The following is a 24,727-nucleotide window of genomic DNA, read 5'->3' on the forward strand; positions in this document are numbered from 1 at the left end:
GGATAAAATACGGAAACACGATTCGCCCGTACACACTCCTACTGGCTTATGTATTTCAGGTTTCCAACGGCGGAACCTCAGAGTAAGCCCTGAGTGAGAGTGGCGGGAATTTATCGCTTAGTAGCTACTCTACGATGATTCAAAATATTTAGCGATTCACCCGCGACATATATAACCATTTATTAATAAATAACCTCGGCATGTTTACCTTATGCGATTAAAGAAAGCAGAGTATCAGCTTTACCTTTAAACAGCATCCGCCTACGTTTTAGACAAACCCAGATATAGGATTATCCTATTCTGTTTAGTTTGCACGTTTCTTCTGGCAGCTACAGATATAACTAGGCACAGCACATTAAATCAGCAATACAAAAATAAAAACTCCCGAAGTCATAGTTATGACTTCGGGAGTATTCCGTTGCGGGGGCAGGATTTGAACCTGCGACCTCCGGGTTATGAGCCCGGCGAGCTACCGAACTGCTCCACCCCGCGGCGACTCATACAACTATACATACCGCTCTGCAACATCTCAACTTGAAGCTGTCTGCTGAGATAAACACCACAGAAAAACCCAAAACTGGATGTCTGAACGCCCCTTATTGCTCTCATAGACAGCCCGAATCAATAATTTAAGATGACGAAGCGGGGCGCCACCCGAATGTGATGGCACCCCGCTATGACCGTCAGACCGCAAGCACTACTACATCTTATTTAGAGGTAGCTTCCCCAGAAGGACTCTGCGATGCTGAGGATGAACCGCTCGGCTGCTGCTCACTTCCCTGCTGATCGCCGCCCTGTTTCTGATCCTGCTGTTGTTTATTTTCGGCTTCAATAGCCTTCTGCAAAGAATCGTTCAGACGCTTCTGAGCCTCACCATATGCTGCCCAATCGCCCTTCTTGAGAGCGGCATCCGAATCCTGCATGGCCTTGGAAGCATCCGCCAGATGCTGTTTCAGGCTAGCGGACTGGTCTGAGCCAGAGGCTCCAGAAGAGCTGGACGAAGATCCAGAGGTCTTCTCCCCATTGCCTTCAGTGCCGGCTCCTGACGGTCCCGACTGAGCATCTATCTTGGCACCGGAAGAACCGTTGAAGACCTGGTTGAGGGCTTCCTCCAGTGTGGGGGCAAACCCGACCTTGTCACCGAAGCTGACTAGCACTCGCTGCAAACGCGGGTACCGTGCATCGCCGCTAGACTGCACATAGACTGGCTGAACATACAGAATGCCGCCAGCCACCGGCAGAGTAAGCATATTGCCGTTAATGACCTCGGAGGACCCGCGCCGCAGGAGGTTCAGCTGGTTCGAGACCTCAGCATCAGAGTTGAAGATATTCTGTGCCTGGCCAGGTCCCGGAACCACCGATGAACGCGGCAGTTCGAGCAGTCGCAGCTTACCGTAATCCGCGCTGCGTTCGCCGTCCTTGCCGGTACCGGCGTCACCATTTGCAGCGAGGAATCCGTACATCACGTTACGCGAGTTTGAATCACTCTGCTGAGGAATAAAGGTCGACGTCAGCGAGAAATGAGCCTTCCTATCCCCAGGCATCTGGAGCGAGAGGTAATAAGGCGGAATCTGGCGACCGCTATCATTCGTAGGGTCGTTTGGAATCGACCAGACGTCATCGCCCGCGTAGAGGCTGTTCGAGTTCGTCACATGATACTTATTCAGCATCGAGCGCTGAATAGTAAACATATCCGAGGGGTAGCGCACATGGTTAAGAAGCTCGGCGCTCATCTCTTTATAGCTCTTCACGGTTCCGGGGAATACGCCCTGCCATGCCTTCAAAATAGGATCATTTTCATCCCATGCATAAAGGGTGACCGAACCGTCGTAGGCATCCACGGTGGCTTTCACCGAGTTGCGAATGTAGTTCATCGAATTCGTGCGCGGATTCTGATTATTCTCCTGGCTTACACCCTGCGCATATGGGAACTGGTTTGTGGTCGTATAAGCATCCACAATCCACTGCACCCGATTATTGATAATAGCGGGGTACGCTTTGGAATCCACCTTCAAATACGGCGCAGCCTTCTGAACGCGATCTACCGGGTTACGTTCGTACAGGATCTGCGAACCATCACGAACCGCATCCGAAAGCAAAATATCGGATGACTGGAACTTAATCGCATAAGAGAGACGGTTCAGCGTGGAATCCAACCGGGGACCGCCGTTGCCGTTAAATGTGTATTTTGCATCCGAAGAATTCGTTTCATCGGCGGACTGCGGACGGTCGAGCTCCAGCTGATCACCGTTGCCGCCCACAATGGAATACTGCGGAGAGCTCATACCGAAGTAAATACGAGGCTCATAGTTTTCAGAAATAACGCCATTCGCCTTGATACCGGACTGCATGAACTTGGGGTTACCCGCACCGTCAACCTGGTTACCGTAAGCTGCAATCACGCCGTACCCGTGGGTGTACACCACGTGGCGGTTATACCAGGAATCATCCGAAGTCTGGGAAGGATTCAGCTCACGGGCGGCAATCACCGTGTCCTGAGTCTTATTGTCTACGGAATAGCGGTCCACCGAGAGATTCGAGTCGAACCGATAGTATGGACGGAACTGCTGCATCTGCGCGAATGCTGAGCTTACCACGTTCGGGTCCAAAAGACGGATGTTCGCAATAGTCTCACTAGAGTTCCCCAAAGCGCCTTGACGAGTATCGATCGTGGCATCATAAGGAGTAGTCTCTACCTTATCGAGGCCGTAGGCGTACCGTGTTGCGTCGATATTGCGTTGGATAAACTGCGACTGTGCAGCCTGTTCATTCGGCACAACCTGGAAACGCTGTACGATCCAGGGGTACAGCCCGCCAGCGACGAGAGCTACAACCACCAGCATCGCGGTTCCCACTAGAGGCAAACGCCAACGATGCGCGGAAGCCGTAGCCAAGAACAACACAGCCACCAGAACTGCGGAAATCGCCAAAATAGAACGTACGGGAATAATAGCGTTCGTATCGGTGTACATAGCACCGGCCCAGCGCCCCGACTGCTGCTGAACTGCGGTGTACCGTTCCAGCCAGAACGCAGCACCGCGCACCAGAAGGAAGGCGCATGCCAAAACCGCAGCATGACGGCGGAACGCGGCGGAAGTTCCTACACCGCCTGGGCGAACCTTAATACCACCGTAGAAGTAGTGCATAATAGCACCGCCAATAGCGCAGAGCACGATAACAGCGGTCAAAAGATTAACCACCAGATTGAGGAACGGAAGAGTGAAAACGAAGAATCCAACATCCAACCCAAATTCGGGGTCTTGAACGCCGAAGTCCTGGCGGTTCAAGAAAAGCGCCACGGTTTGCCACTGGCTAATTCCGGCACTCCCAATAAAGAACCCTAAAGCAATTGGAAGAATCACCAAGAGAATCTTGCGGATGCGCTCCATACCCCGACGGTACCGCGCCATACTATCGGTGAAATCACGCCCGCCAAACATGTCACGCAGAAGGTCTTCGGCTTCCGTATGCTCATGCTCGGTCGTATGGCGCTCATGTGGACCGGATTTAGAGGTCTCGTGATGCGCCTGCTCCTCGGATTTATCCGCGTTTTTGGCGTCTTTCTTCGCCTGAGAATCATCGTGGTCAGCATGTTTGATGGCATAAGACATCGAAGCCCAGAACGGCACCGCTACAACGAGTGCGGTTACCACAAAGATAGAGCTCTGAAGCAAGATTTCGGTGGTGAAGACACTGCCAAAACCAAGCTGATTGAACCATAGCCAATCCGTATACACCTGTGTGGCATATACAAACGCCATAATCAAGACTATGACAACCGCGATGGTAATACCCAAAGGACCCGGATAGCGCCGCTTTTTCTTTTTCTGGTCTGCTCCCGCGCGACGGGGAGGCTGAGGAGGTTGATGTTCGTTATCAGATGCCGTCACGGATTCCTCACTTCGTTGGTGGCTGGAACATAGTTAATAAACATTATCTCAAATGTGGCGCTCTGACACAGACAGGAGCGTAGGCAAACACGCGGAGAAATACCGTATGTTTGCCTATAACCTGATGTGCACGCCTAGATTGCCGAAAACCTTTTACCCGCAGGTGGGGAACTGATCGGGGGCGGCTCCGTTCTTAATCTTGGTGAGGGCATCCACGGCCTCATCAACGTTATCGACCGGGATTACCTGCATATCACCTGCCGGTGTTTCCCCACGATAGTATTTGAAAACATTGGGGTCGGTTCTGCGGATTTCTTGAAGATCGTCACAGTTTTCGCGCGGTGCCAAAAAGTAGTGGGCACCGTGGCGTCCGGAAGCGATAATCTTATATTTAATGCCGCCGATGGCACCGACTTTACCGCTGGCATCTATGGTTCCGGTACCGGCTACATAGCTTCGGGCTGAATCTTCGTTTCCTGCGCCTTCGGGGGCAAGCAGGCTTTGCTCGGTGAGCTTATCGATGGTACCGAGAGTGAGCATGAGACCCGCGCTGGGGCCGCCAACACCGTCAAGGTTGTAGGTTGCCTCAAAGGGAAGATCAAAGTCCTGTTTAAGCACAATTCCAACAAGCCAGCGCCCCGATTTATCGTCACGCCGCGGCGTGAGAGTAACGTTCTTGTTATCGCCATTCCGGCTGATTTCGAAGGTGACGGGACGTCCTTCTGAAGCTTGCACAGTTTCGGTGACATCTTTGAGAGTATTGATCTGTTTATCCCCCACTTTGAGGATGCGGTCCCCACCCTGCACCTGCCCCTCAGCGGGTGAGCCGGAGGCGGTTTGGAGAACGCTGATCCTCTCGGTCACCGGCAGTTTAAGGTAACGCGCCGCAGCAACTTTCGCCTGGGTTTGAGAATCCGCCATTTGTGCGCTGCTGACCTGGTTAGCTTGCTGGTGGGTAACGTGCGGATAAGTAATTTCGGAGGGAACCACAAGGTAACGGTTGCCGTCCGCAGCCAGCCAACTGTAGAACGCATCCGCTCCGGGGAGAATGGTGTAGGGTCCGCCGGAGACAGATACCGTGGTCATATTCAACTTCCCAGTGGTGGGATAGGTTTGCGTGCCGTTGATCTGGATAATATCTTGATCCTGGTACTGCCCGAGAATATCGAAGAGAGGTCCGGGCCCTTCTTTGCTATATGAGCTGGGCAGCACAAAAGCACCGAGCATCAGCAAACAGGTTGCGGAAGCAGTTAGAAAGCGCAGATTCAGGGGACGTCGTTCTGATAGTGGAGGAGATTCATCGCTCTGCTGATGGGACTTTCTCAAGAAAAATGCACGCTTAGCCATGCTTCTTAGAGTACCCGATATTTTTGTTGGGAACACCACATGATGAGCCGGGGTACACCGCGGCGTCAGCATTGTACGCCGCCAAGGTCATAAGATGGGCTGTGCCTAGAGCGAATACCGCGAAATCACGGCAAACTCACAGGTTTACCAGGTACCCTTTACTAGACGGGTAGGGGCAGACTGTGCCCGCCCTCAATACTGAAAGGTATGTGACATGGCTGAGAACCCCACCAACGATAATTCAAATGACCGAGATCCCCTTGAGGAGTTCCTGAAAAAAATGCAGGAACAGGGCTTTGATCCTAACGCCGAGCAGAACGGCAACGGCACAGCGGATAACCCGTTTGCTTTTCTGAACGGAAATATAAACCCTGAAGATATGAACGCTATGGGTATGTCTTTTGATCCCTCTATGCTCCAGGGTATTTTTGCGCAGGTGCAATCAATGTTTACTGCTGGGGCTAGTGAAAACGGGATTAACTGGCAGGGTGTGAAAGACCAGGCTCGTCAGCTCTTAGCGACCACTGGGGAGGATCCTGCCATCACCGAGTCCTTGAGGGCGGCCACGCGCGATGCCTCTAACCTCGCCGATCTGTGGTTAGACAGCGTCACCATTTTTGAGCGTCACAATATTCCTGTTGAGGCCTGGTCCAAGGCTGAATGGCTCGATTCTTCCTTCGAATCTTGGCGTGATATGGTACAACCCGTAGCGGCTGAGGTAACTCAGGCGATGGTGCTCCCCTCCACCGAAGATGTTCCCGAAGAGCTGGCTCAACTTTTGGGCGGCACCGGATTCTTGAACAATATTGGTTCCATGATTTTTGGGGCTCAGATGGCGCAGGCGCTGACCGAGCTTGCCGGTGAGGTATATTCTTCTACCGATATTGGATTCCCCCTCGCGCCAGGGCGCAGTGCACTTTTGCCCGCCGGTTACACTCAGCTTGCTGAAGATATTGAAGTGCCCGCGCAGGAAATTCTGCTGTACCTGGCGGTGCGTGAGGCAGCGCTGATTCGTCTGCACCGCACAAACCCGTGGCTGCGTGAAGATATTTTGGAGCTGGTAAGCCGTTATGCTCGTGGTATCCGTGTGGATATGAATCGTATTCAGGATGCCGCATCCCAGGTAGATTTGAGCAACCCCGAGGCCGTACAGGATGCCTTCGACGGCGGCTTGTTCAACCCGCAGCGCACCGAAGACCAAGAACTTGCAGTTGAGCGTCTGGAAGCTATTCTTGCCCTAGTAGAGGGCTGGGTATCGTTGGTAGCTGAGCAGGCAACCCAAAACCTGCCTACAGCCCCGCAGCTGGCGGAAACTCTGGTACGTCGCCGTATCGAAGGCGGCCCGACCGAGCGCGTGTTCGAGACTCTGGTCGGCTTGGAGATTCGCCCTCGCTTGGTGCGTGAGGCACAGAATTTTTGGCGCACCTATGAGGAGAAGCACGGATATGAGGCCCGCGATGAACTGTGGGCAGCGCCGGAGACTCTGCCGACCGCCGCTGAGCTTGAAGACCCCGATGCCTATGAAGCACGCCAAAATGAGTTCAAGGTTGAGGATATTGACTTTGACACCGAGCTGCAGAAACTTCTGGACGGTGGTTTTGATGAAGGCGAGTCCGACGGCGGTGAATCTTCCACCGGCGACGAACCTAATACATAACACGCACCACGCTTCGTAATCATGCATTAGACGCTGTGGGCGATTGGGGGATACGCACCGCATCTCATGCGTGATACCAGCCGATGAAATGCTCTGTGGGTTCCGAAGGTTTTCTGCCTTCGGGACCCACATTTGTTGTGGATCATCGCGGTTCTTAGTTGGTGGCTTGCGCGCGTATAAATTCCATACCCGCCAAGAATGCCCGTGCCTTATCAAGGTCAGGGAACCGGGCTTCTAGAGTGCGAAAACGGGCGTTATGGTGAAGTTCCACGAAGTGACAAAGTTCGTGGTAGACCACGGAGTCAACCACGTATTCGGGGGCTCCCTGAAGATCATCGGAAATACGGATGGTGCCCTGAGTCGGTGTGGCGGATCCCCACCGTTTACGCTGGTTCGAGACCCAACGGATAGAATTGGGAAATTTCTCGGGCACGAGCTCGGACAGATACCTTGCAGCCAGAGCACGAGCACGCTCCGTCAAGTAATCATCAGACGCAAAAATGCGGCGCCGCCGAGAAGTCTCCCGCTGTTTCCTTTGCACGCGGGGAATCAGGTTTTCCAGATATTCGCGAATTTGCGCATCCGTACTCGCCCCGGGTACCAACAGGCGAATACTTCCATCTTCCTGCGGTTGGGCGCTGACGGTTCTGCGGCGGCGAGACGAACGCACCACCAGGATTTCCGGGGTGGATGCGGTCGCCGGAATAACTTCGTGGTGCTGTCGGACTTTCTGTCGTGCCATCATATGTTGCCCTATCTGAGCGTTAGGTACGGTGTCTTATGAATGTAACTCTCCGCGAGTGCGCAGGTATTTAGCTGTGTCGGGCGGATTGACGGGACGGGTCAATATCATCCAGGAAGCGGGAACGACGGCGTTTTCCCCGCCCACCGGCGGTCCGTGAATCCGACCATGTGAACCACAGGTATTTGCGGGCACGTGTAATCCCCACATAAAGCAGGCGGCGTTCTTCATCAATTTCGTCGGAGGTTTGAGCGAAGGTAATGGGCATAAGTCCCTCGTTTAAACCGCAGAGAAAGACCGCATCCCATTCCAAGCCCTTCGCAGAGTGCAAAGAGGCTAACGTGACGCCTTCCATGACGGGAGCGTCCTGGGTAGCAAGTCGGTGCGCAAGCGTTGCAACGACATCGTGTACGGTAAGCCGATGCGGAACCGGAGCCCCTGCGGCCTCCGCTTGAGCGATGTCTTCGATGCGGATAGCTTCCAGATGATCAACCATTGAGACGATCGCGGCAAGAGACTCCCATTTTTGGCGTACAGCTCCAGCGGACTGGGGCGCTTTTTCGGTGTATCCCAAAGGTTCCAGCACTTCACGCACATAACGGGGCACGTTCTCGGAACCGTCCGTTGATTTTGCCGACGCTCGCAGGGCAAGCATCGCTTGCTTGATCTCGGGACGATCGAAGAATTGCTCAGCTCCGCGTAACTGATACGGAATACCGCGATCGGCGAGCGCCGCCTCCAGAAGCCCGGACTGCCCGTTAGTGCGGAAAAGCACCGCAATTTCTGATGGCAGAACTCCGTCTTTTTCAAGGAGATCCTGGATTTTTTCGGCAATGCCTTCGGCTTCACGTTCGTCATCCGTATATCCGAACCATTGGCTTTCGGCTCCCGGTCCGCGCTGGGAAATGAGTTTGAGCGGGGGTGCCCAGGAGAATTCGGTGGAGTCTGGGCGTGGACGCCGTGCCGCTAGGAGTCGGTTTGCCAGTTCGACCACTTGGCTGTGCGAGCGGTAGTCTCGGGTGAGCCGTACTGTGTGTGCGCCCCGGTACCGTCGCGGAAATTCCAGGAGGTGCCGACTGGTGGCGCCGGTAAACGAGTATATGGTCTGCGAGGCATCGCCCACGACGCATAAATCATCGCGCTCCCCCAGCCAGGCGTCGAGAAGGCGCTGTTGGAGGGGTGAGACATCCTGATATTCGTCTACCACGAAATGTCGGTATTGTTCGCGGATGGTGGCAGCGAGCGCATCGTCATCTTCGATAATGCCGACGGTCAGAAGCAGAACGTCCTCAAAGTCGATGAGGTTCCTTTCGTCTTTGAGATCTTCGTAGGCGCGGAAGAGCCGCACCATGTTCTGCGGGGTTATTCCGGAGGGCAGGTTGCGCTGGTGCAGGTGCGGCGTGAGGGTGTCGGGGGTGAACAGGCTGACTTTTGCCCACTCGATTTCTGCCGCAATGTCGCGTACAAGTGCCCGGTCGACGCTCATGCGTAGACGCTGGGCGGCTTCGGTGATTAAACCGGCTTTATGTTTGACGATATCGGGGAATGAACCGCCGATAGCGCTGGGCCAAAAATACCTGAGTTGGCGCAGCGCTGCGGAGTGAAAGGTTCGGGTTTGGACTCCTACGGCGCCGAGGGATCGCAGTCGAAGGCGCATTTCTTCTGCCGCGCGGGTGGTGAAGGTGAGAGCCATAACGCGTTGGGGAACGTATTTTCCGCAGGCGATTCCGTAGGCGATGCGGTGGGTGATAGCGCGGGTTTTGCCGGTTCCGGCGCCTGCGAGTACGCGCATCGCGCCGTTGAGTTCGGAGGCGACCCGGCGTTGGTCTTCGTCGAGACCCGCGAGGATGTCTTCGGGGGAAAGCTGGGGCGCAGCGTGATTTTGTTGCGGAGCGGCTGGTGAAGGGACCGGTCGTGCCGGTGCCTGTGGGGTCCGGGTGTGAGCCGGGGACGATTTTTGGGCGGGTATGCCGAAGAGAGCTTGCTGTTTGGATGCTCCGGCGCCCTGTGCTGGCATAACGCCCCTCTCCTGGTGCTCTGCGGGTGTTCAGACGCTGGTTACTATTGTACCTTTACCTTAGATGGGGTCTGTCTGCGGCGGTTAGTATAATCAAGCCCAAGGTAGGAGTATCTTTATTCCGTGTTTATTGCTGCGTGACCCGAGTTTTCAAGGGATCGCACGCGAGAATGTGTGCGAGGGGCGAACGTGCCGAACCTCATGAGGACTCATTTGATACCCTAAGAGGGTGACTTTAACGCCTCTTCAGCTTGCCGCCATTGTGTCAGCGGGTGTGCCGGGAATTTACCCTGTGGGCGCATCCGCCGTTCTTGACGACACCGCCGATTTTGACTCAGCTATTATTGTGGATTCGACCAATCGTCGCTGGCGTGTACGTGCTCCTCGTCGCCCCGATGCCAGCATGCGGCTTGAGGCGGAGCACCTTATTCTTCAGTCTTTTACCCCCGGTCTGCGTGCTCGCCTGCCTTTCCAGGTGCCGACTGTGGTGGGTACTGTGCCTTATCAGGACGGCAGCGTTTTCATTTACACGCATATTCCCGGTACCTCTTATGAGGTTGATGATCTTGCGGCGCAGAACGGGCATATGGCAGATGGTCAAGAGGACCTGGCCGTTTCTCTCGGTAAAATTTTGGCGACTCTGCACACGATGCCGCACGATCTGGTGTTTGAGGCGGGTCTGCCCTCGTATAATTCTGAGGAGATTCGCCGCCGCCGCAGTGTTGAGCTTGAGCGTGTGGCGCAAACCGGCAAGATTCCTGCGGATCTGTTAGCACATTGGCGTTCGGTGCTCTCCCCCGGTTCCACATGGCAGTTCCAGACTCACGTGATCCATGGTGACATGAACTCCGATAACTTGGTGCTTGATGGCGCGAAGATTGTTGAGGTGACCGGTTGGTCTGATGTTCAGGTGGGAGATCCTGCCCAAGATTTTGCGTGGCTGTTCTCTTGTTCCGATCAGGGTTTTACTGACAGTGTATTGGATGCTTACCAGCGGCAGATGCGCCCCGAACCGGATGAGCATTTGATTCAGCGGGCGCACTTCTATGCGGAATTTGCGATTGCTCAGTGGTTGGCGCACGGTGCTGAGATCGGCGATGACGATATTGTGCAGCATGCCGTTGCCATGCTTTTGGATGTGCAGGATGGTCTGCGCGCGACCGGTGGGTTACTCGGGCAAGAAGAGGAAGAAGATATTCCGCAGGTTATTGACGACGAAGACTAGAGTAGAAAACGATAGGTTTAAAGGCTGAGACGCCACCCATCAAGGTGGCGTCTCAGCCTTTATTCCGTTGCGACTAAAGGATATGTTCCGGTTGCGCTATCTACCTCTACCATGATGCATGGGCCAGGCTACCGCGGCCGCCCCGGAAGTTCTTCGCCCCATCCGGCACGGGAGATAATGCGTTCAAGCTGCTGTTCGTTCTGCAGACCACCGGCAATATCGGTGTCCCACACGGTCTGGTCAGAGCCAACATAGTAGAACGCCGCGTGCACACGTTCAGGGTCTATCCCCTGTATCTTAGCGAAGGCAAGCCGATACAATGCCAGCTGGATGCGTTTATGCCGCATCGCGTGTGCGGAGGGTTTACGCCCGGTTTTCCAGTCCACGAGATCCCAGTGTTCCTGCTCCTGGAGGGTGCCGTCGGCGTTAGTGATCTGTTCGGTGCGGCGGAAGACCGCATCAATACGCCCGCGGATGTTCACGCCCGCCACGTGAGTTTCTACCGGATATTCGGCGCGCCATATGGTACGGGAAGCCCATTCACTCTCAAGAAATGTCGCGCGCAGTTTATCAAGGTCGAAACTGCCGTCAAGATCATCATCGCTATAAAGTTCGTCCTGTATATCGAGCATAGGTTCGTCCCCGAAGTACTCCTCAACCCAGGCGTGGAAAAGTGTACCCTGCCGCGCCGCCGCAGATGGCTGCATCGGTACCGGACGCACCAGGCGACTCAGAACCGTCTCTTTATCCTCCGACAAAGCAATGAGGGTGGATGCCGACATATGCTCGGGTTTCGCAGGAACCGCTGGGGTAACGGCGCGCTGTGCCAAGGCAAGAAGCAGATCGACCTCATGCTCCCAATCTTGAATCTGCTGAGATTCCGCTTCGGTAGGGTTGGCAAGTTTATCGAGATCGTCAAGGCTTAACGACCCGCGTGCCACGTTAAGAGCGGCACGCTCCACCCGTGCACGCCGCTGACCGGGTACCGCAATAATGTCACGATTCTCGGTGCGTTCGGCGAGGTCTTTCTCGGATGCCCAGCGGATCACCTGAGCGCCGTCAAAGGGGTCAAAAGGCCAGTCGGCGGTCAGCACGGAGCCCTGCTGCGGGTTATCTTTCACCCACGCCGCCGGTTCCAAGAAACGGTGCACAATCTGCGGTCGAACCCCCGGCTGCTCAGGGCCACGTTTCCCTTCCGCAAGCTGCGCTAAAGGTTCGCGGGCGTAGTGGAAATTCTCGACCGCATCCAGCCCGTAACGCTTTTTGAGCTGTTCCAGATTTTCATCGTATGCCCCTTTGGACTCCTGCGGATCGGGCAGGCCGGGCTCCTGCACGCCGCCCATCAGCGCCTGCTTCACCCGGTGCACCTCAGGCAGATTCAGTACCTCGGCATTTGTGATCGGGTTTCCACCGTCATGCACAAGCGCACGCGCGATCTGCTCATAGACCTCGCTTGTATAGCACTGAGAAGCCGCCGTATCTTCGGGGTCATTAGGAGCGGGAATAACCGGTACAGACGTACCATTTTCTAGGCGTATGCCCTGGGGAATACTGTAATTCTCAAGCCACAAGCAGCGCCCAAAAAGTACCTCAATGCTGGCGTCACGATGCTCAATCGCCCACCCAGAGGTGTAAAAACCGGTGCCCAGATAGCTCGGGTAAAGCCAGGGTGCCACCTGAATACCTTCGTAAGGTTCCTCAGCATCGCCCTGCGCGAATTGCACCAGCTCGTTCCAATAGGGCTCGGGCTGATAGGGGTTTACGTTCGGGCCCACCCATCGGCAATTACTGATGTGCAGCAGCGAGCGGGCGCGGGTCATGGCCACATAAACCAGCCTCCGTCCCTCAAAGCCCACATAGTCATTCGCCATATCTTCGCCGTCTTCAAGACGCGCATTGAGCTCTTTATAGTTCTCTAGGGCGCTCACCTCTTCAGCCCGTTCCAAAGCGGACGGCAGATAGTCGCGGTCACCTCGTAGAGGCCAGGGCAGGCTTCCAGGTTCCAGGCGGTGCCAGGTGTGTGGGCGAGTGGGATATTTATCGCACATGCGTGGCAGATACACGTGATCCCATTCCAGACCTTTCGACGCGTGCATCGTAAGGATTTGCACCGCATCGCGCCGGGGTTCCTCTTCGGCGGGGGTTAGCCCCCGCTCGTGGTTTTGGGCCTGTTCCAGCCAGGAGAGAAAACCCAGCAGATAGCTAATACCGTTGGCAGAGAGCACAAACCGCCGGGCGGTGGGGGCGTCCTCATCGACCTCGGTTCCGTCTGCGCCAGCATAGAGCATCGCGTTGATGCGCGGTGAACTCGCAGCGTAACTTGCGGCGACCTCATGAAAAGCATCCAGATGCGCGCGCGATCCGTAGGCGTCCCCGCCGGGGCGGGCGGCAAGCTCGATATCCAGGAGCATCACACGCTCAATCTCATAGAGCAGGGTGCCAATATCCTCGGTGGTGAACTGACGCAGATACTCAACCTCGGCGGTGAAAGCGTGCAGACGGCGCAAACCTTCAACGCTCAGACGGCGCCGGGATTCGGGGTAATCCGCAGGGTAGATAGGGTTACCGGCCTCATCTGCTGCGGGAAGATGCTCGATCGCTTCAATAAGCGAACCGTATTCGGCGAGGTCTTCCACAGCGTTTTTACGAGCCCGCTCAAATTCTTCGTGGGCGGAACGCAGATTGGCATCGGTATCAGTTTGAGGGCTCGAAGGTACATCTCCGCTCGTCTCCTCAGAGGGCTGCTCGCCAAAGGTTCGTCCCATATTTTTCTCGCGCGTGGTCGTTAGGTAATTCGACCAATCCCCTAGCGCAAGCAGATCCGCTGTGCCCAGCCGCCAACGTGCGCCAGCGAGCAGACGCATCAGGGCGTCTGAACGGTTCGGGTCTGCTAAGACCCGCAGCATCGAGACCATATCAATAATTTCGGGGCGTTCCAGAAGCCCACCCAAACCAACCACCTGCACGGGAACACCCAGGCTCTCACAAGCCTGGCGAATGGGTTCCATCTGCGCCCGGGTACGGGTAAGCACCGCCATCGTGGGCATCTGCGCCGGAGTATCGGCGTAGCGGGCGCGTTCCTGCACGATACGTTCGGCAATGCCCTGTGCTTCCTCGGTCTCGGACCCGTAGCGTGCCAACTGCACTGAACCGAGCATAGCGCGGTAACCTGATTCATCGGGATTGAGGATCACCGAGCGAGGCCGCAGATCGGGCACGTGAGGCGGAGCAGGGGCACGCACCCAATCGGGAATATTCTTGAGTTTAGCGGCGATCAGGTTTGCGGCATCCAAAATAGCGACGTCATTACGCCACGCAACTGTCAAATAAAGAGGCGTTTCATCGCGTGTTGGGAAGTATTGATAAAAACTAAACAGCTGACCGTCGGAGGCACCGCGGAACCCGTAAATAGACTGTTTCGGGTCCCCCACCGCCATTACCGGATGCTCAGGCTGACCGGGACGCCCATCATGCCCGTCGCTAGCGCCATATAAATCGGCGAAGAGTCGCAGTTGGGCGTGCGATGTATCCTGAAATTCGTCAAGAAGCACAACTTTATAGCGTTCCCGCTCCAACTGTGCGGCGGCTGGCACCTCACGGGCGATCCGCGCCGCCAACGCGATCAAGTCGCCGTAATCGAGCACCTGCATACGCGCTTTCACTCGCGCATACCGCTGCACAAGCTTCGCCAAAATAATTTTGGCTTTCAGCCTCTCTATGACCTTTTTCGCGTTGGCACTGGGACCGGGCGAACTGAGTGATTCGTACGCCGCCAGGTGTGCGGAACAAAATTCGATAACCTGCTGCGGGCTTACCAGATGTTCGGCGCACTCCCCCGACAGCTGCAAAAGGCTCTGCACGATCGTACTTTTTGAGGCGACTCCCGAGGCTGAGCTGGCGGCGGGTAGGTCGCCGTCCCAGTACTGCACGATCTGCGCGGCGAGCTGCCAGGCTTGAGCATCGCCAAGCATTTGTGCATCCTGCTCAACGCCCAGGCGCAGACCGTATTCTTTGACAAGATTATTCGCGTATGAGTGGTAGGTAGAGACGGTGGGCTCGGAAGAGCCTGCAAGAAGTTCTTCTTCGCTCAGCTCAATCAGGTTACGTTCGCGCAGAATATTTAGGCGGGTGCGCATGCGATCGCGCAGCTCTCCTGCGGCCTTGCGGGTAAAGGTAACGCCCAGAACTTCATCGGCGCGCACGATTTTATTGGCCACAAGCCACACCACACGATCGACCATCGTCGCGGTCTTTCCCGAGCCCGCGCCAGCGATCACAAGCCGCGGTTCAAGCGGCGACTCAATGATGCGAACCTGTTCATCGGTGGGCGGATTCAACCCCAGCGCGCGCGCGATCTCGTGGGCGCTAAGTCGAGCAGGTTGGTGTGTTGTTCCCCCGGATACTCCGGATGCGCCACGGTCGCCGTCATGCTTGTGCGGCTGAGCCGGTTCAGAGGTAGTCATACGGTACGTATCCATTCCTGACGGGGTGATAGTGTCAGCTGTATCAGATGTGATACAGCCACAGGATGCAGTTTACCACCGACGCAATTCAGAATAGAGGCCGCACGTCACCCTCTAGGCACCACTAACTAGTGTCCTGTGGGAGCCTGTCGTTTCTGCCGGGGTTGTCTGCTCGGCACACCGGCAAGCAAAGGTGCAGTTGCCGAGCTAATCCTGAGTGACCTGGCGTCCCTGCGGGCATAGAGGGCAAATTTCGGGCAGGCGGCAGGTTTCCCCGGGCCGATGCCGCGTCTGCATAACGGCACCGGCGATCAGCTCCGCCGCACGCTGAACCAGCTGAACCGCCCAGATACCGGTTTCCGGGTCGAGCGCATCCTGCTCTTGGGGACGATTCCGGGAAGACGCTGCGGTGCCGTCGCCCAGCTGCACAAGCGCGGCTCCCCCGGATTTGCGCGTGAAAACCTCGAAACGCTGGGGTGCCACTTCGCGGTGCTCAAGCCCGGCAGGAATATTAAGACCGTCAGGCTCAACGCCGAAATCACGGCTCATGGCATCCCCGGCGCCCGCCTCTACCGCTACCTGATAGGCAGCAAGCTGGGCGTGTTCGGCGATCTGGTTTTTATTGGGTTTGGTTTTACCCGTTTTTAAATCGACGATGACGTATCGTCCGTCCTCGGTTTTCTCCAGCCTATCGACTCGCCCAGAAATCTGGGCGTTCACAGTATCGCCAGGAACCAAAACCCGGAAGGCCCCCTCAACACCCACGAGTTCGCGGTGATCACCCGGCATAATCTCGTTGATATACACCGCGAGTTTATCCACCATTTTCTCTGCACGTTCACGTATCTGCTGTCCCTCCCAAGTATCAGGCAGCGCGAGCGTGCTCAGGCGTTCCTCAAGCTGACCGCGCAGGGTCATATAGTCGGCATCCGGGTATTCTTCTGCGATCGCGTGAATGAGCGTTCCCAGCGAGCGTGATGTATCGGTCTGCGCCTCGGCACGAGCCGCCGATACGAACCAGTCCAGGGGCGATTTATGAATCGTCTCGATACGCGAGGGCGATACCGGAACTGTGAGTTTTTCGGGGTCACCAGAGTCAGTCGACAAGCCGTCGCGATACGGATGCGATATAAACGCATTCTGCTCGGTGGAGAGAGGCAGAAGTCCCCACCACTGTTCCGGGGCTGCCCCGGGTGTCCCCGCCTGCGCCAGCCTGTTGAGCTGTGCTGCCGCAGCATTTGCCAGGGCGGGGTCTGTGTCTTGGGCCTGCGCATACCGCCTTAGTTCCGCGACGAGGGCGCGCAGGGTCATGGGGCGGCGCACGTGGGTGATGTCGGCGGTGCGCGCATCCGGCACGAGAATATCGAAAAATTCGCTGGGTGCGTCTTCCGTTGAGCTCACGGCGGTGACAACGAGCCTTTCGTTCGCCCGCGATATTGCCGTGGAGAACATGCGTAATTCGTCGTGCCGCACCGCCCGCACACGGTCGCTCATGCGCACCTGCTGAGCTGCGGCAATACCCATATCGCAGATGTCGGTCAGCTCACCAGCTTTGAGGAGCGAGCCGCGCACCGTCGTATTCGGCCAGGTTCCATCCTGTAGCCCGCAAACGTAGACGGTCTGCCAGTGCCTGCCCGCCGCGAGTGCCGGGGTGAGGATTTCAACCGCATCGTAGCGTTTGCCGCGCGCCGCGAGAGTATCCATGGGAAGGTCTTGGGCATCGATATAGTCGAGGAACAGCTCAGCGGAGGAACCGGGCATCTGGTCGACGAAACGAGTAGCCGCTTCAAAAAGCCCTATCATGGCGTCAAGATTTCGATGCGCCCGCTCGGCTTCCGGCCCGGTCTGCGCGCTTTCGGTCACCCAAATTTTTTCGAGTCCGCTTGCCTGCCACAGCGCCCAAAGTACGGTTTCGGCGTTGGCGCCGCGTTCGGTGAGAGCCTTATGCCCGGCGGCAAGTACACGTGCCACGCGGCGTACCGCCGCACCGATACCTTGCGCCGGAAGTGCCTGCGGGTTCAAGAGGGCGCCCAGCAGAAGATCGTCGCTACAACGGTGCCCGCCCGCTCGCAGTTCTGCGGCGCGAAGCTGCTGACGTAGACGGCGCACTTCCATGCTGGATGCGCCCCCAAGCCGCGAAGTCAGCAAGGTAATCGCGTTGTGAGCGCCGCTGCCGGGGTTTGTGCGATTTTCTTCGGCGAGAACATCGGCTAGGCTTTGCCGTGCGAGTTTTTCGGCCTCGTCATCGGCAGAACGTGTGCCCGCCTCCGTGACAGCTTCGGGGGTTATATTCTCCGTGAGGCTCCCGTCGAAATCGTTATGATCCGGCAGTTTCAGGTAGTCGGCGCTTTGCTGACGGGCATAAACCAGCAGAGAAAGCGCATCCAGGAAAGGGCGTACAGCGGGTTCATCACGCACCGGAACCAGCGCTGCACCCGTCACGGTGGGGATGCCGGATGCCGCCAAGACACGCCGGAACCGCGAAACTTCGGTGCCGCTTCGCACGATAATCGCCGAACGCGCATACGCCGCTCCCCGGTACAGATAGTCCTCAAGAAGGAGTTGTGCTACCTGGTTCGCCTCGTCCTGAGGAGAACCCAGAAGGTACCCGAAAACTCCCTCGGGAAGTTCATCAGAGTGCCGCGGGTCAAGCAGGTCACCATCATCGCTGAGGCGCAGGAGCGCAGATTCCTCATATTTACTCGGTGCGGTCTGCGGTTCGCGCGGCGTAGGTACATTCGCAATCACGGGGAGCCGACGCGCGATATTCTGCCAAGCCAGGGTGATGGGCGCATTCATGCAGTACGAAGTCTTCAGTTCTTCTCGCTGCAATTCCGGGAAAATCTGGGGTAAAGTCGCCGCTAGGTCGGGGCGCGCACCGCGGAACCCCTGCACCACGGTTTCAGTGCAGCAGGTCATCAGTACCCGTGCGGACGGCGCAAATGCAGCCTCCACTGCCTCGCGCTGATCGCCCGTGTATGTGGCAAGAACCTGCCCCGGCTCACGCCCTACTAGGATGCGCATCAGCCGGTACACGGAGGGGCTAAGTTCCTGTGCATCGTCAATCAGGATCAGGTCGAAGCGCGCGCGTTCTTCCCGCAAATATTCGGGGTTTGCCAGCAGGAAGGCGCACGCTTCATGGATTAACGCGGCGGGATCGTAAGCGTTTGGGGCACGCAGACGACGAATCTGCTGGTACTCGGTATAGAGCTGCGCCACCGAATGCCAGGCCGGGCGGTCCAGGGTTTGCGCCAGGTTTTCAAGTTCTTCGGCGGTCAGCGCATATTCGGCAATACGGTCAAAAAAGTCACGAATCTCCTGGCGGAAACCGCGAGTACCTAGAGCCTCATGCAAATCGGCGGGCCAACGCACCGCCGCGCCCTTGCCTTCGCGGTGCCCCGCCAGGATTTCGCCGATCATCACATCCTGCTCGGGCCCGGAAAGCAGCTTCGGAGAGAACTCCACTCCGGGCAAAAGTCCCGACACATGCGCGCGACGCAACAGATCGAAGGCATACGCAGCCCACGCGCGAGTGGGCGCGGTAGACATGCTGCGGTCGATACGCCGTGCCAGCTCATCGCGCACACGAGTAGCACCCGCGCGGGTAGGGGTCAGCACCAAAAGCCGCGCGGGATCGCCCCCGGCGTTCAGAAAATCTACCGCCGCCGTAATCACGCGCTCAGTCTTGCCCGTACCGGGCGCCCCCAGGATGAGTGTAGCCGTCATGGCTTTAAGTTTATCGGGGTTTCTCAGCGCTACGCAGATGTGTCCTCTGCCTGAGAACGTCACGAAGCATCGGGCATTTACACGCGAACTCCGCTAGGCTTGAGCTATGAGCTGGATAGATGCCCCTCGCGCAACCTTCGATTTAGAGACCACCGGTGTCGATGTGACAACCGCCCGCATCGTGACCGCTTCGCTGCTTCTGCTGAACCCGGATGGGAGCGTGCAGCGAGCTGGCGAGTGGCTGGCTAACCCCGGCATTGAGATTCCCGAAGGTGCCGCATCCGTGCACGGTATCACAACCGAATATGCGCGCTCCCACGGGCAACCTGCCCAACAGGTGATCTGGGAGGTCGCGGGTGCGATCGGTTCGCTCTTCCTAGATGGCATACCCGTCATCGCGTTTAACGCCGCCTACGATTTTTCGGTGCTTCACCATGAGATGCTCCGCTATAACATCGCCCACGGCGAGCTGCCCGCCGGGAACATTCTTGACCCGTACGTGATTCATAAGCACGTTATTCCCCGCAAACGTGGCAACCGCAAGCTCGAAACCCTCACCGCCGAACACGGTGTGGTTCTAGAGAACGCCCACACATCTAAGGCGGATGCGCTCGCCGCCGAGCGGCTACTCGTTAAGCTCGCCGAGCGTTTCCCCGAGGTCGCCACGGATGCCGCTGCCCTCCACACGCATCAGGTTCAGTGGTCGCTTGATCAGGCGCGCGATTTCCAGGACTGGCTGCGCACCAAGCCGGGTAAAGAGAACGAGGTTATCGACGGTCGGTGGCCAATACGCCGTTAATTCTCTATCAGCCTCGTTGATTTCGTCACGTTGAACAGACTCTGTTGAGGCTGCTTAACTCCCCTATTCACTATGTATCGCGAAGGTTATCTCGCCGGTTTGCAAAGCGTTCGGCACTATACCTGCGCGCCGCTAACCCCTATGCTAAAGAGGTAGGGCTTCTCGCCCCAAGGTGCAGTGCAGCGCGCCGGTTATGTATCACATCAGCATTCAGAATTGTCATGGAATATCAAGACACCAACACGTACAGTATCTACCTCGGTTCCTCCCGCGAACAGCACAAATATATCGTGTCGCAATCGCAGGTGGTCCTCAAGCTTGGCAGAATCCTCATGAAATCGGGGGCAAGCGCCTACCGTATCAAGGCATCAATGGCGCGTTTAGCGAAGGCCGTGGGGCTACAGGAACATCATGCGCAAGTGACCTTCACAGAGATCGCCACCTCATCATATGCAGACGGTAATTTCCGTACTGAAGTTGCCGAGCAGCGCACGATGGGCATTAACTCCTACAAGATTGACCTGCTGGGTAAGTTCATTTCTGAACTTCCCGATCGCATATCTCCATCTGAGGCTGATGCCGAGATTACCCGCATCGATTCCATGCCGCATCTCTACAAACGCTGGATGCTCTCCCTCGCCTCCGCCATAGCCTGCACCGGGTTCGCCTTCCTCAACAGGGGCGGTCTGGTGGAGTGCCTTGTCGTATTTATTGCCGCTGGCGCCGGTCAATTTTTGCGTTCTACCCTGATGAAGCGCGGTACAAGCCATATGGCGATTTGGATGGCGTGCGGATTTCTTGGGGCAGGAACCTATATTGGAATTATTAGGCTTCTGGTGGCTCTAAACCTCGTGGGAAGCGACCATATGGTGGGGTTCATCTCCTCAATTCTGTTCTTGGTGCCAGGATTCCCTATGGTGACCGGCATGCTCGATATTTCCCGTATGGATTTCCTGGCCGGTGTTTCACGCCTGACCTATGTGGCGGTGCTTTTGGTGAGCGGGTCTTTCGCGGTGTGGGTTCTTGCCTCGCTCTTCGAGATTCCGCTTCTGCAAAATATTCGCCCGGATATTCCGGTGGGGTTATATATCCTACTGCAGGTTATCTCATCGGGAGTTGCTGCCGCCGGGTTTGCCATGCTCTTTGCCGCATCTCCCGTGGCGTGCGTATGGGGCGGCGTTATTGCCGCTATCGCTAACCCGGCGCGTATTTGGCTTGTGGAGGCGGGCTGGGCTCCCCATATGGCGGCGACGGTCGCGGTGTTCGGGGTCGGCATTATGGCGGAGATCGTGGCGCCGCTGCACGGGCGTAAATATTCGCGTATCTCCCTGTCGGTGCCTGCCGTAGTGACGATGGTTCCGGGTGTGCCGTTTTATCTGTCAATGTCGTATTTTTCGGGCGGGAATATGTACGCGGCTACCAATGGTTTCGTGCAGTCGCTCCTCACCTTCTTGGCCCTGGGGCTGGGGCTGGCGTTTGTGCGCCTTCTTTTCGATAAGAACTGGCTCTTCGATCAGGATACTCAGGTGATGAAAAAACTCGATAGCGCCTCACATATGCGGTAGATCTTCTGCAATGAATGCGTGACGGCTCGTCGTTTAGGTGGCCGGTTCTGTAAGCTTTCGTGACGAGTCAGCAACCCTGTGCCCTATCTCGTGTGCTACGTTTGTATTGTTTCAGGGGTTTTGTGCCGCTCACACTCACCAACCAAGCGACTGCTCTTCCGGTGTCGCTCGTTTGCACGGCATATTTTCCTCTCAACCAATTACCGAACGAGAAAGATCACCGTCATGCTACACCGTATTATCCAGCGCCCTCTGAATACTGCCTTTGATAAACTTTATGCACGCCGTGCCGCCAAGTTCCCTATAAATCCAGATGGTGTTTTGCGCGTCAGACATCCGGCCTTGATCCTTATTTCGGTCTTCATCTCGGCTCTGGTGGGCACTCTGCTCACAGCTCTTATCGTGTATATGGTGCTGCATCCAAACACAACGCAAACGCCCCAACAATCACTCTCAATCCTGGGATCTTTTATCCTGTGTGTTGTTATCTTTTATGCCTTAGCCGTTTGGGCGTACCTCAACTATAGAAATATCTACGTTGAGACAGCGCACGACTATGTAGAGCAACGAAATGCTTTCGGCCGGATCACCCGCATCTATTACAGCGAGGTAAGCGCTTACAGCTATTGGTATGAGTACAACAACAAAATGCTGACGCTGTTCTCCTCTGACGGCCGTCAAGTTTCTTTCCGCCCCAAAATATACCGTGGGGAACGTGTGCTCGCGGTTTTGGCGTTTAGGATGTATAACTCCCGCTGGCCTGACCCGCGAAACAGCAGCGATCAGCACATTGTCGAAACTCAAGCAGCAAACGGTATCGCCGAAAAAGCCCTCTGGAATGAGCATCCGGTCGGTAAGAACCTGTTGATGCCGCAGGACATTCAGTAATTCCGCAATAAACGGTGGGAGCAGAAATTATTTGGCTGTTTCTGCTCCCACCGTTTATTGTCAGGGGCTATATTCCGGGTGAAATTATCTGAGGCTTGCAGATTTTACGATGCGCTCCCCTGCGGTGGGTTTTGATTCTGCTGATAGTTGTGGGGCTGCTGCAGGTATCCATAGGGGTTCATCTGCTGGTTCGAGGGCTGCTGACCTGAATTCAGATAGCCCTCTTGAGGATACGCGTTCTGCGGGTATTGTGGCGGCATTGGTTGTTGTGGGACAGCAGTCTGTTCGGGCGTTATAAATCCATTTACTTGAGGGTATTCCATCAAGAAATCGGTTACTTCATATTTGGAGTCTGCTAGTTTCATGATCACAAGTTCATCTTCAGGGTTCTCAAGGTCAGGCCAACGACCAGAACGTGCCCGCGCATAGAGCAAGGCGCCAAAGATTCTTTCTTGAGGTTTGGCCGGAATACACGAGAAAACTGTGTTTCCCCAGGGATCTATCAGATAAAGATCATCGCTAAGGTCTTGAGTAATTTTCCAGTGCTGCCCATTTAAGGTTTGACGTTTCCTTTTGGGACTGTATATATACCCGTCAATAGCTGCAAAGGGAGTAAATTTTTCTTTCCCGAAGACGGTCTGAGTCAGGAACCCTTCAGAGGTTATATCGATATAACTCATATCATGCTGAGCAACGAGGAAAAATAAACCTAATATCAGGATGGGTCCACCATATGCAAAGATTGTTATCTTAATGGTATGCGACCCATCATATTCTCCTGAAAATATGAGTGGAGCAAAATACAGATATCCAATAACTAAAATATAGAGAATATAGTTAGCTCCATGAAAGCGCCGTACGCGGTACGGATGTTTTTTAGACTCCACCCAAGATTGTACCAGCGAGAAAATAAGGTGAATAGAACATAGCGCTGCCACGGCAATCCAGGCAAAAACCATTATAGAAACTCCATATCATCGGTGATATTTCCCTACCAGGATACCCTGAGAGGTACCCAGGTCTCATGCACAGTTCCTCCCTTAAAAATCCTGTCGCCATCGATTAACGGTTAGATACCTGACAACCACATCTTTCGTGTACTCCGCCAGAATTTTTTCATCCTCTGAGTACCCCAGCTGAGGCCATCGTTCCTGCATACCGCGAAACATCAAGCACTGTCCCACATAATCCGGCATGGCCGAATGACGTACCTGTGTCTGAAGAATTTTTTTACCTTCGTGATTGATCACGCGGAGCCTATCGCCGCGGGAAGTATTCACAGCGTGTCGATCTCCCATGGACACGCGAAGGGTTCCTTCGAAATCAAATCGAGCTGGGCGATAATCGTACCCTTTGATATCAGAAAAAGGAATATTATGCACTCGCCCAAAACCACTACGAAAGACAAACCCCGAAGGAACAAGCTCGATATACCGAATCGTGAGACCACGTATAAGGAGAATAATAAAAATAAAGAATGCGAATATTAGGCACATCGGTACAGCAAAAAGTACGATGACTATAGGAGTCCCTGCGCTTGGCGTCAGAATGACAGAAAGAACAAATGCAAAGAAACTGCCAAAGCCCACCAGAAAAATATCAACAATCACTAGAATCCACCACGGGTATCGTGCCCGCCGAAGCATTGCTTCGCTCTCACGTTTAGCTCTCATCCCCAAATAGGTAATATGTAACGCTGCACAGGTAAGCAACACACCACCAGCAATACCTGCACTCACAAAAACTGATGTATTCACAGGTGTACATCCTCCCACGGTCCTTGACGTTCTATAGATTATTTAAATAATTCTTTGGTGAGTGTCTAAATATTCTGATTCTTGCAACTGGTGCTAGAGTCCCCCATTCTGTTCTTTATTGGCATTTCAAGGCTAGCATTACATCTCCTCCAATACGGGATATTTAAGTCTTAGAGGGAAGATTTTGCTCCTCCTTGCATCAGGTCTTTGATCCTCCAGCGTGCAGCCCTTCAATACAGATCGTCAGCAAATCCCATAATTCTTGCCGTTTCGCATCGCTGAGTCCACCCACCATGTGCTGCTCAACATCGCGGATGCGCCCGGTCGCCTGATCGAGCACACGCTCCCCTTCCGCTGTGAGTATGGTCGGTAGCGCGCGACCTCGGGGGGCTTGCTCTGCTCGCTCGATCAAACTGCGTTCTTGAAGCCCTCGCAAAAGCGTATTCATCGTTTGGCGGGTTACGAAAGCCTGCCGCGCCAGCTCAGCATTAGAAGCACCCGGGGTAGATTTTAGAATTTCCAGGCACACGTATTGCGCAACGGTAATCCCAAGCGGGCGCAGAACCTCTTCCATGCGTGAGCGCAGCAGCGATTGCACTTCTTTGAGTCGATATCCAATAAGTTGGTTAAATTCCTCTTGCCTCATGTCAA

At 55.5% G+C, this 24,727-nt stretch carries 14 protein-coding genes and 1 tRNA gene; 5 read left to right on the forward strand and 10 right to left on the reverse strand.

The features are described 5' to 3' along the window. Positions 1-418: 418 nt before the first annotated feature. The 3 genes from HMPREF2804_RS08790 to HMPREF2804_RS08800 all read right to left on the reverse strand — a co-directional run bounded on the left by HMPREF2804_RS08790 (position 419) and on the right by HMPREF2804_RS08800 (position 5,237). Positions 419-492: transfer RNA gene (locus HMPREF2804_RS08790), tRNA-Met, on the reverse strand. Between the two features lie 215 nt (positions 493-707). After that, positions 708-3,890 carry a UPF0182 family membrane protein gene (locus HMPREF2804_RS08795; protein ID WP_070627966.1) on the reverse strand — a complete coding sequence of 1,061 codons (3,183 nt, stop codon included), beginning with the start codon at positions 3,888-3,890 and terminating at the stop codon, positions 708-710. Between the two features lie 153 nt (positions 3,891-4,043). Then, the gene (locus HMPREF2804_RS08800) at positions 4,044-5,237 is read right to left on the reverse strand and encodes a YlbL family protein (protein WP_070627968.1); all 1,194 of its coding nucleotides are present in this window, start codon (positions 5,235-5,237) and stop codon (positions 4,044-4,046) included. Between the two features lie 214 nt (positions 5,238-5,451). Between HMPREF2804_RS08800 and HMPREF2804_RS08805 the strand changes: the two genes are divergently transcribed. Beyond that, complete coding sequence (locus tag HMPREF2804_RS08805) at positions 5,452-6,894, forward strand: zinc-dependent metalloprotease (protein ID WP_048752951.1); 1,443 nt, start codon at positions 5,452-5,454, stop codon at positions 6,892-6,894. A 154-nt stretch (positions 6,895-7,048) separates the two neighbouring features. On the opposite strand, the gene HMPREF2804_RS08810 is transcribed toward HMPREF2804_RS08805, so the two are convergent. Both HMPREF2804_RS08810 and HMPREF2804_RS08815 read right to left on the reverse strand, forming a co-directional pair. Next, complete coding sequence (locus HMPREF2804_RS08810; protein WP_070450416.1) at positions 7,049-7,639, reverse strand: M48 metallopeptidase family protein; 591 nt, start codon at positions 7,637-7,639, stop codon at positions 7,049-7,051. 67 nt (positions 7,640-7,706) lie between these two features. Further along, positions 7,707-9,653 (reverse strand): ATP-dependent helicase, encoded by a 1,947-nt coding sequence (locus tag HMPREF2804_RS08815; protein WP_070627970.1) that lies wholly within the window; start codon positions 9,651-9,653, stop codon positions 7,707-7,709. A gap of 229 nt (positions 9,654-9,882) precedes the next feature. Here HMPREF2804_RS08815 and HMPREF2804_RS08820 point away from each other — a divergent pair, with 229 nt between their 5' ends. Next, a complete protein-coding gene (locus tag HMPREF2804_RS08820) occupies positions 9,883-10,878 on the forward strand; it encodes a macrolide 2'-phosphotransferase (protein WP_070450422.1) in 996 nt (331 codons plus the stop codon). Between the two features lie 128 nt (positions 10,879-11,006). On the opposite strand, the gene HMPREF2804_RS08825 is transcribed toward HMPREF2804_RS08820, so the two are convergent. Together HMPREF2804_RS08825 and HMPREF2804_RS08830 are read right to left on the reverse strand one after the other, a co-directional pair. Next, positions 11,007-15,341 carry an ATP-dependent DNA helicase gene (locus HMPREF2804_RS08825; RefSeq protein WP_246822655.1) on the reverse strand — a complete coding sequence of 1,445 codons (4,335 nt, stop codon included), beginning with the start codon at positions 15,339-15,341 and terminating at the stop codon, positions 11,007-11,009. 207 nt (positions 15,342-15,548) lie between these two features. Then, on the reverse strand, positions 15,549-19,067 hold the full coding sequence (locus tag HMPREF2804_RS08830) for an ATP-dependent helicase (RefSeq protein ID WP_070450427.1): 3,519 nt from the start codon (positions 19,065-19,067) through the stop codon (positions 15,549-15,551). 106 nt (positions 19,068-19,173) lie between these two features. Here HMPREF2804_RS08830 and HMPREF2804_RS08835 point away from each other — a divergent pair, with 106 nt between their 5' ends. From HMPREF2804_RS08835 to HMPREF2804_RS08845, 3 genes are all read left to right on the forward strand, one after another. Next, positions 19,174-19,866 (forward strand): exonuclease domain-containing protein, encoded by a 693-nt coding sequence (locus HMPREF2804_RS08835; RefSeq protein WP_070450431.1) that lies wholly within the window; start codon positions 19,174-19,176, stop codon positions 19,864-19,866. Between the two features lie 221 nt (positions 19,867-20,087). Further along, the gene (locus HMPREF2804_RS08840; RefSeq protein WP_013397450.1) at positions 20,088-21,431 is read left to right on the forward strand and encodes a threonine/serine exporter family protein; all 1,344 of its coding nucleotides are present in this window, start codon (positions 20,088-20,090) and stop codon (positions 21,429-21,431) included. Between the two features lie 225 nt (positions 21,432-21,656). Continuing rightward, positions 21,657-22,319 carry a hypothetical protein gene (locus HMPREF2804_RS08845; protein WP_070627972.1) on the forward strand — a complete coding sequence of 221 codons (663 nt, stop codon included), beginning with the start codon at positions 21,657-21,659 and terminating at the stop codon, positions 22,317-22,319. 104 nt (positions 22,320-22,423) lie between these two features. Here HMPREF2804_RS08845 and HMPREF2804_RS08850 read toward each other — a convergent pair whose 3' ends face one another. The 3 genes from HMPREF2804_RS08850 to HMPREF2804_RS08860 form a co-directional block, all read right to left on the reverse strand. Next, positions 22,424-22,999, reverse strand: coding sequence for a hypothetical protein (locus tag HMPREF2804_RS08850; RefSeq protein ID WP_246822656.1), 576 nt, complete (start codon positions 22,997-22,999; stop codon positions 22,424-22,426). 360 nt (positions 23,000-23,359) lie between these two features. Further along, complete coding sequence (locus tag HMPREF2804_RS08855) at positions 23,360-24,076, reverse strand: hypothetical protein (RefSeq protein ID WP_004005085.1); 717 nt, start codon at positions 24,074-24,076, stop codon at positions 23,360-23,362. Between the two features lie 199 nt (positions 24,077-24,275). Further along, complete coding sequence (locus HMPREF2804_RS08860) at positions 24,276-24,722, reverse strand: MarR family winged helix-turn-helix transcriptional regulator (RefSeq protein ID WP_013397454.1); 447 nt, start codon at positions 24,720-24,722, stop codon at positions 24,276-24,278. Positions 24,723-24,727 lie beyond the last annotated feature (5 nt).

Origin of the sequence: Rothia sp. HMSC065G12, from assembly GCF_001811455.1 — a bacterium.
In the GTDB taxonomy this organism is placed as follows: Bacteria; Actinomycetota; Actinomycetes; order Actinomycetales; family Micrococcaceae; genus Rothia; species Rothia dentocariosa.

Bases quoted from the DNA above. Each gene is read 5' to 3' on its own strand.
- HMPREF2804_RS08800 (WP_070627968.1), bottom strand. From the start codon at position 5,237: ATGGCTAAGCGTGCATTTTTCTTGAGAAAGTCCCATCAGCAGAGCGAT.
- HMPREF2804_RS08805 (WP_048752951.1), top strand. From the start codon at position 5,452: ATGGCTGAGAACCCCACCAACGATAATTCAAATGACCGAGATCCCCTT.
- HMPREF2804_RS08810 (WP_070450416.1), bottom strand. From the start codon at position 7,639: ATGATGGCACGACAGAAAGTCCGACAGCACCACGAAGTTATTCCGGCG.
- HMPREF2804_RS08815 (WP_070627970.1), bottom strand. From the start codon at position 9,653: ATGCCAGCACAGGGCGCCGGAGCATCCAAACAGCAAGCTCTCTTCGGC.
- HMPREF2804_RS08825 (WP_246822655.1), bottom strand. From the start codon at position 15,341: ATGACTACCTCTGAACCGGCTCAGCCGCACAAGCATGACGGCGACCGT.
- HMPREF2804_RS08830 (WP_070450427.1), bottom strand. From the start codon at position 19,067: ATGACGGCTACACTCATCCTGGGGGCGCCCGGTACGGGCAAGACTGAG.
- HMPREF2804_RS08835 (WP_070450431.1), top strand. From the start codon at position 19,174: ATGAGCTGGATAGATGCCCCTCGCGCAACCTTCGATTTAGAGACCACC.
- HMPREF2804_RS08840 (WP_013397450.1), top strand. From the start codon at position 20,088: ATGGAATATCAAGACACCAACACGTACAGTATCTACCTCGGTTCCTCC.
- HMPREF2804_RS08845 (WP_070627972.1), top strand. From the start codon at position 21,657: ATGCTACACCGTATTATCCAGCGCCCTCTGAATACTGCCTTTGATAAA.
- HMPREF2804_RS08850 (WP_246822656.1), bottom strand. From the start codon at position 22,999: ATGAGTTATATCGATATAACCTCTGAAGGGTTCCTGACTCAGACCGTC.
- HMPREF2804_RS08860 (WP_013397454.1), bottom strand. From the start codon at position 24,722: ATGAGGCAAGAGGAATTTAACCAACTTATTGGATATCGACTCAAAGAA.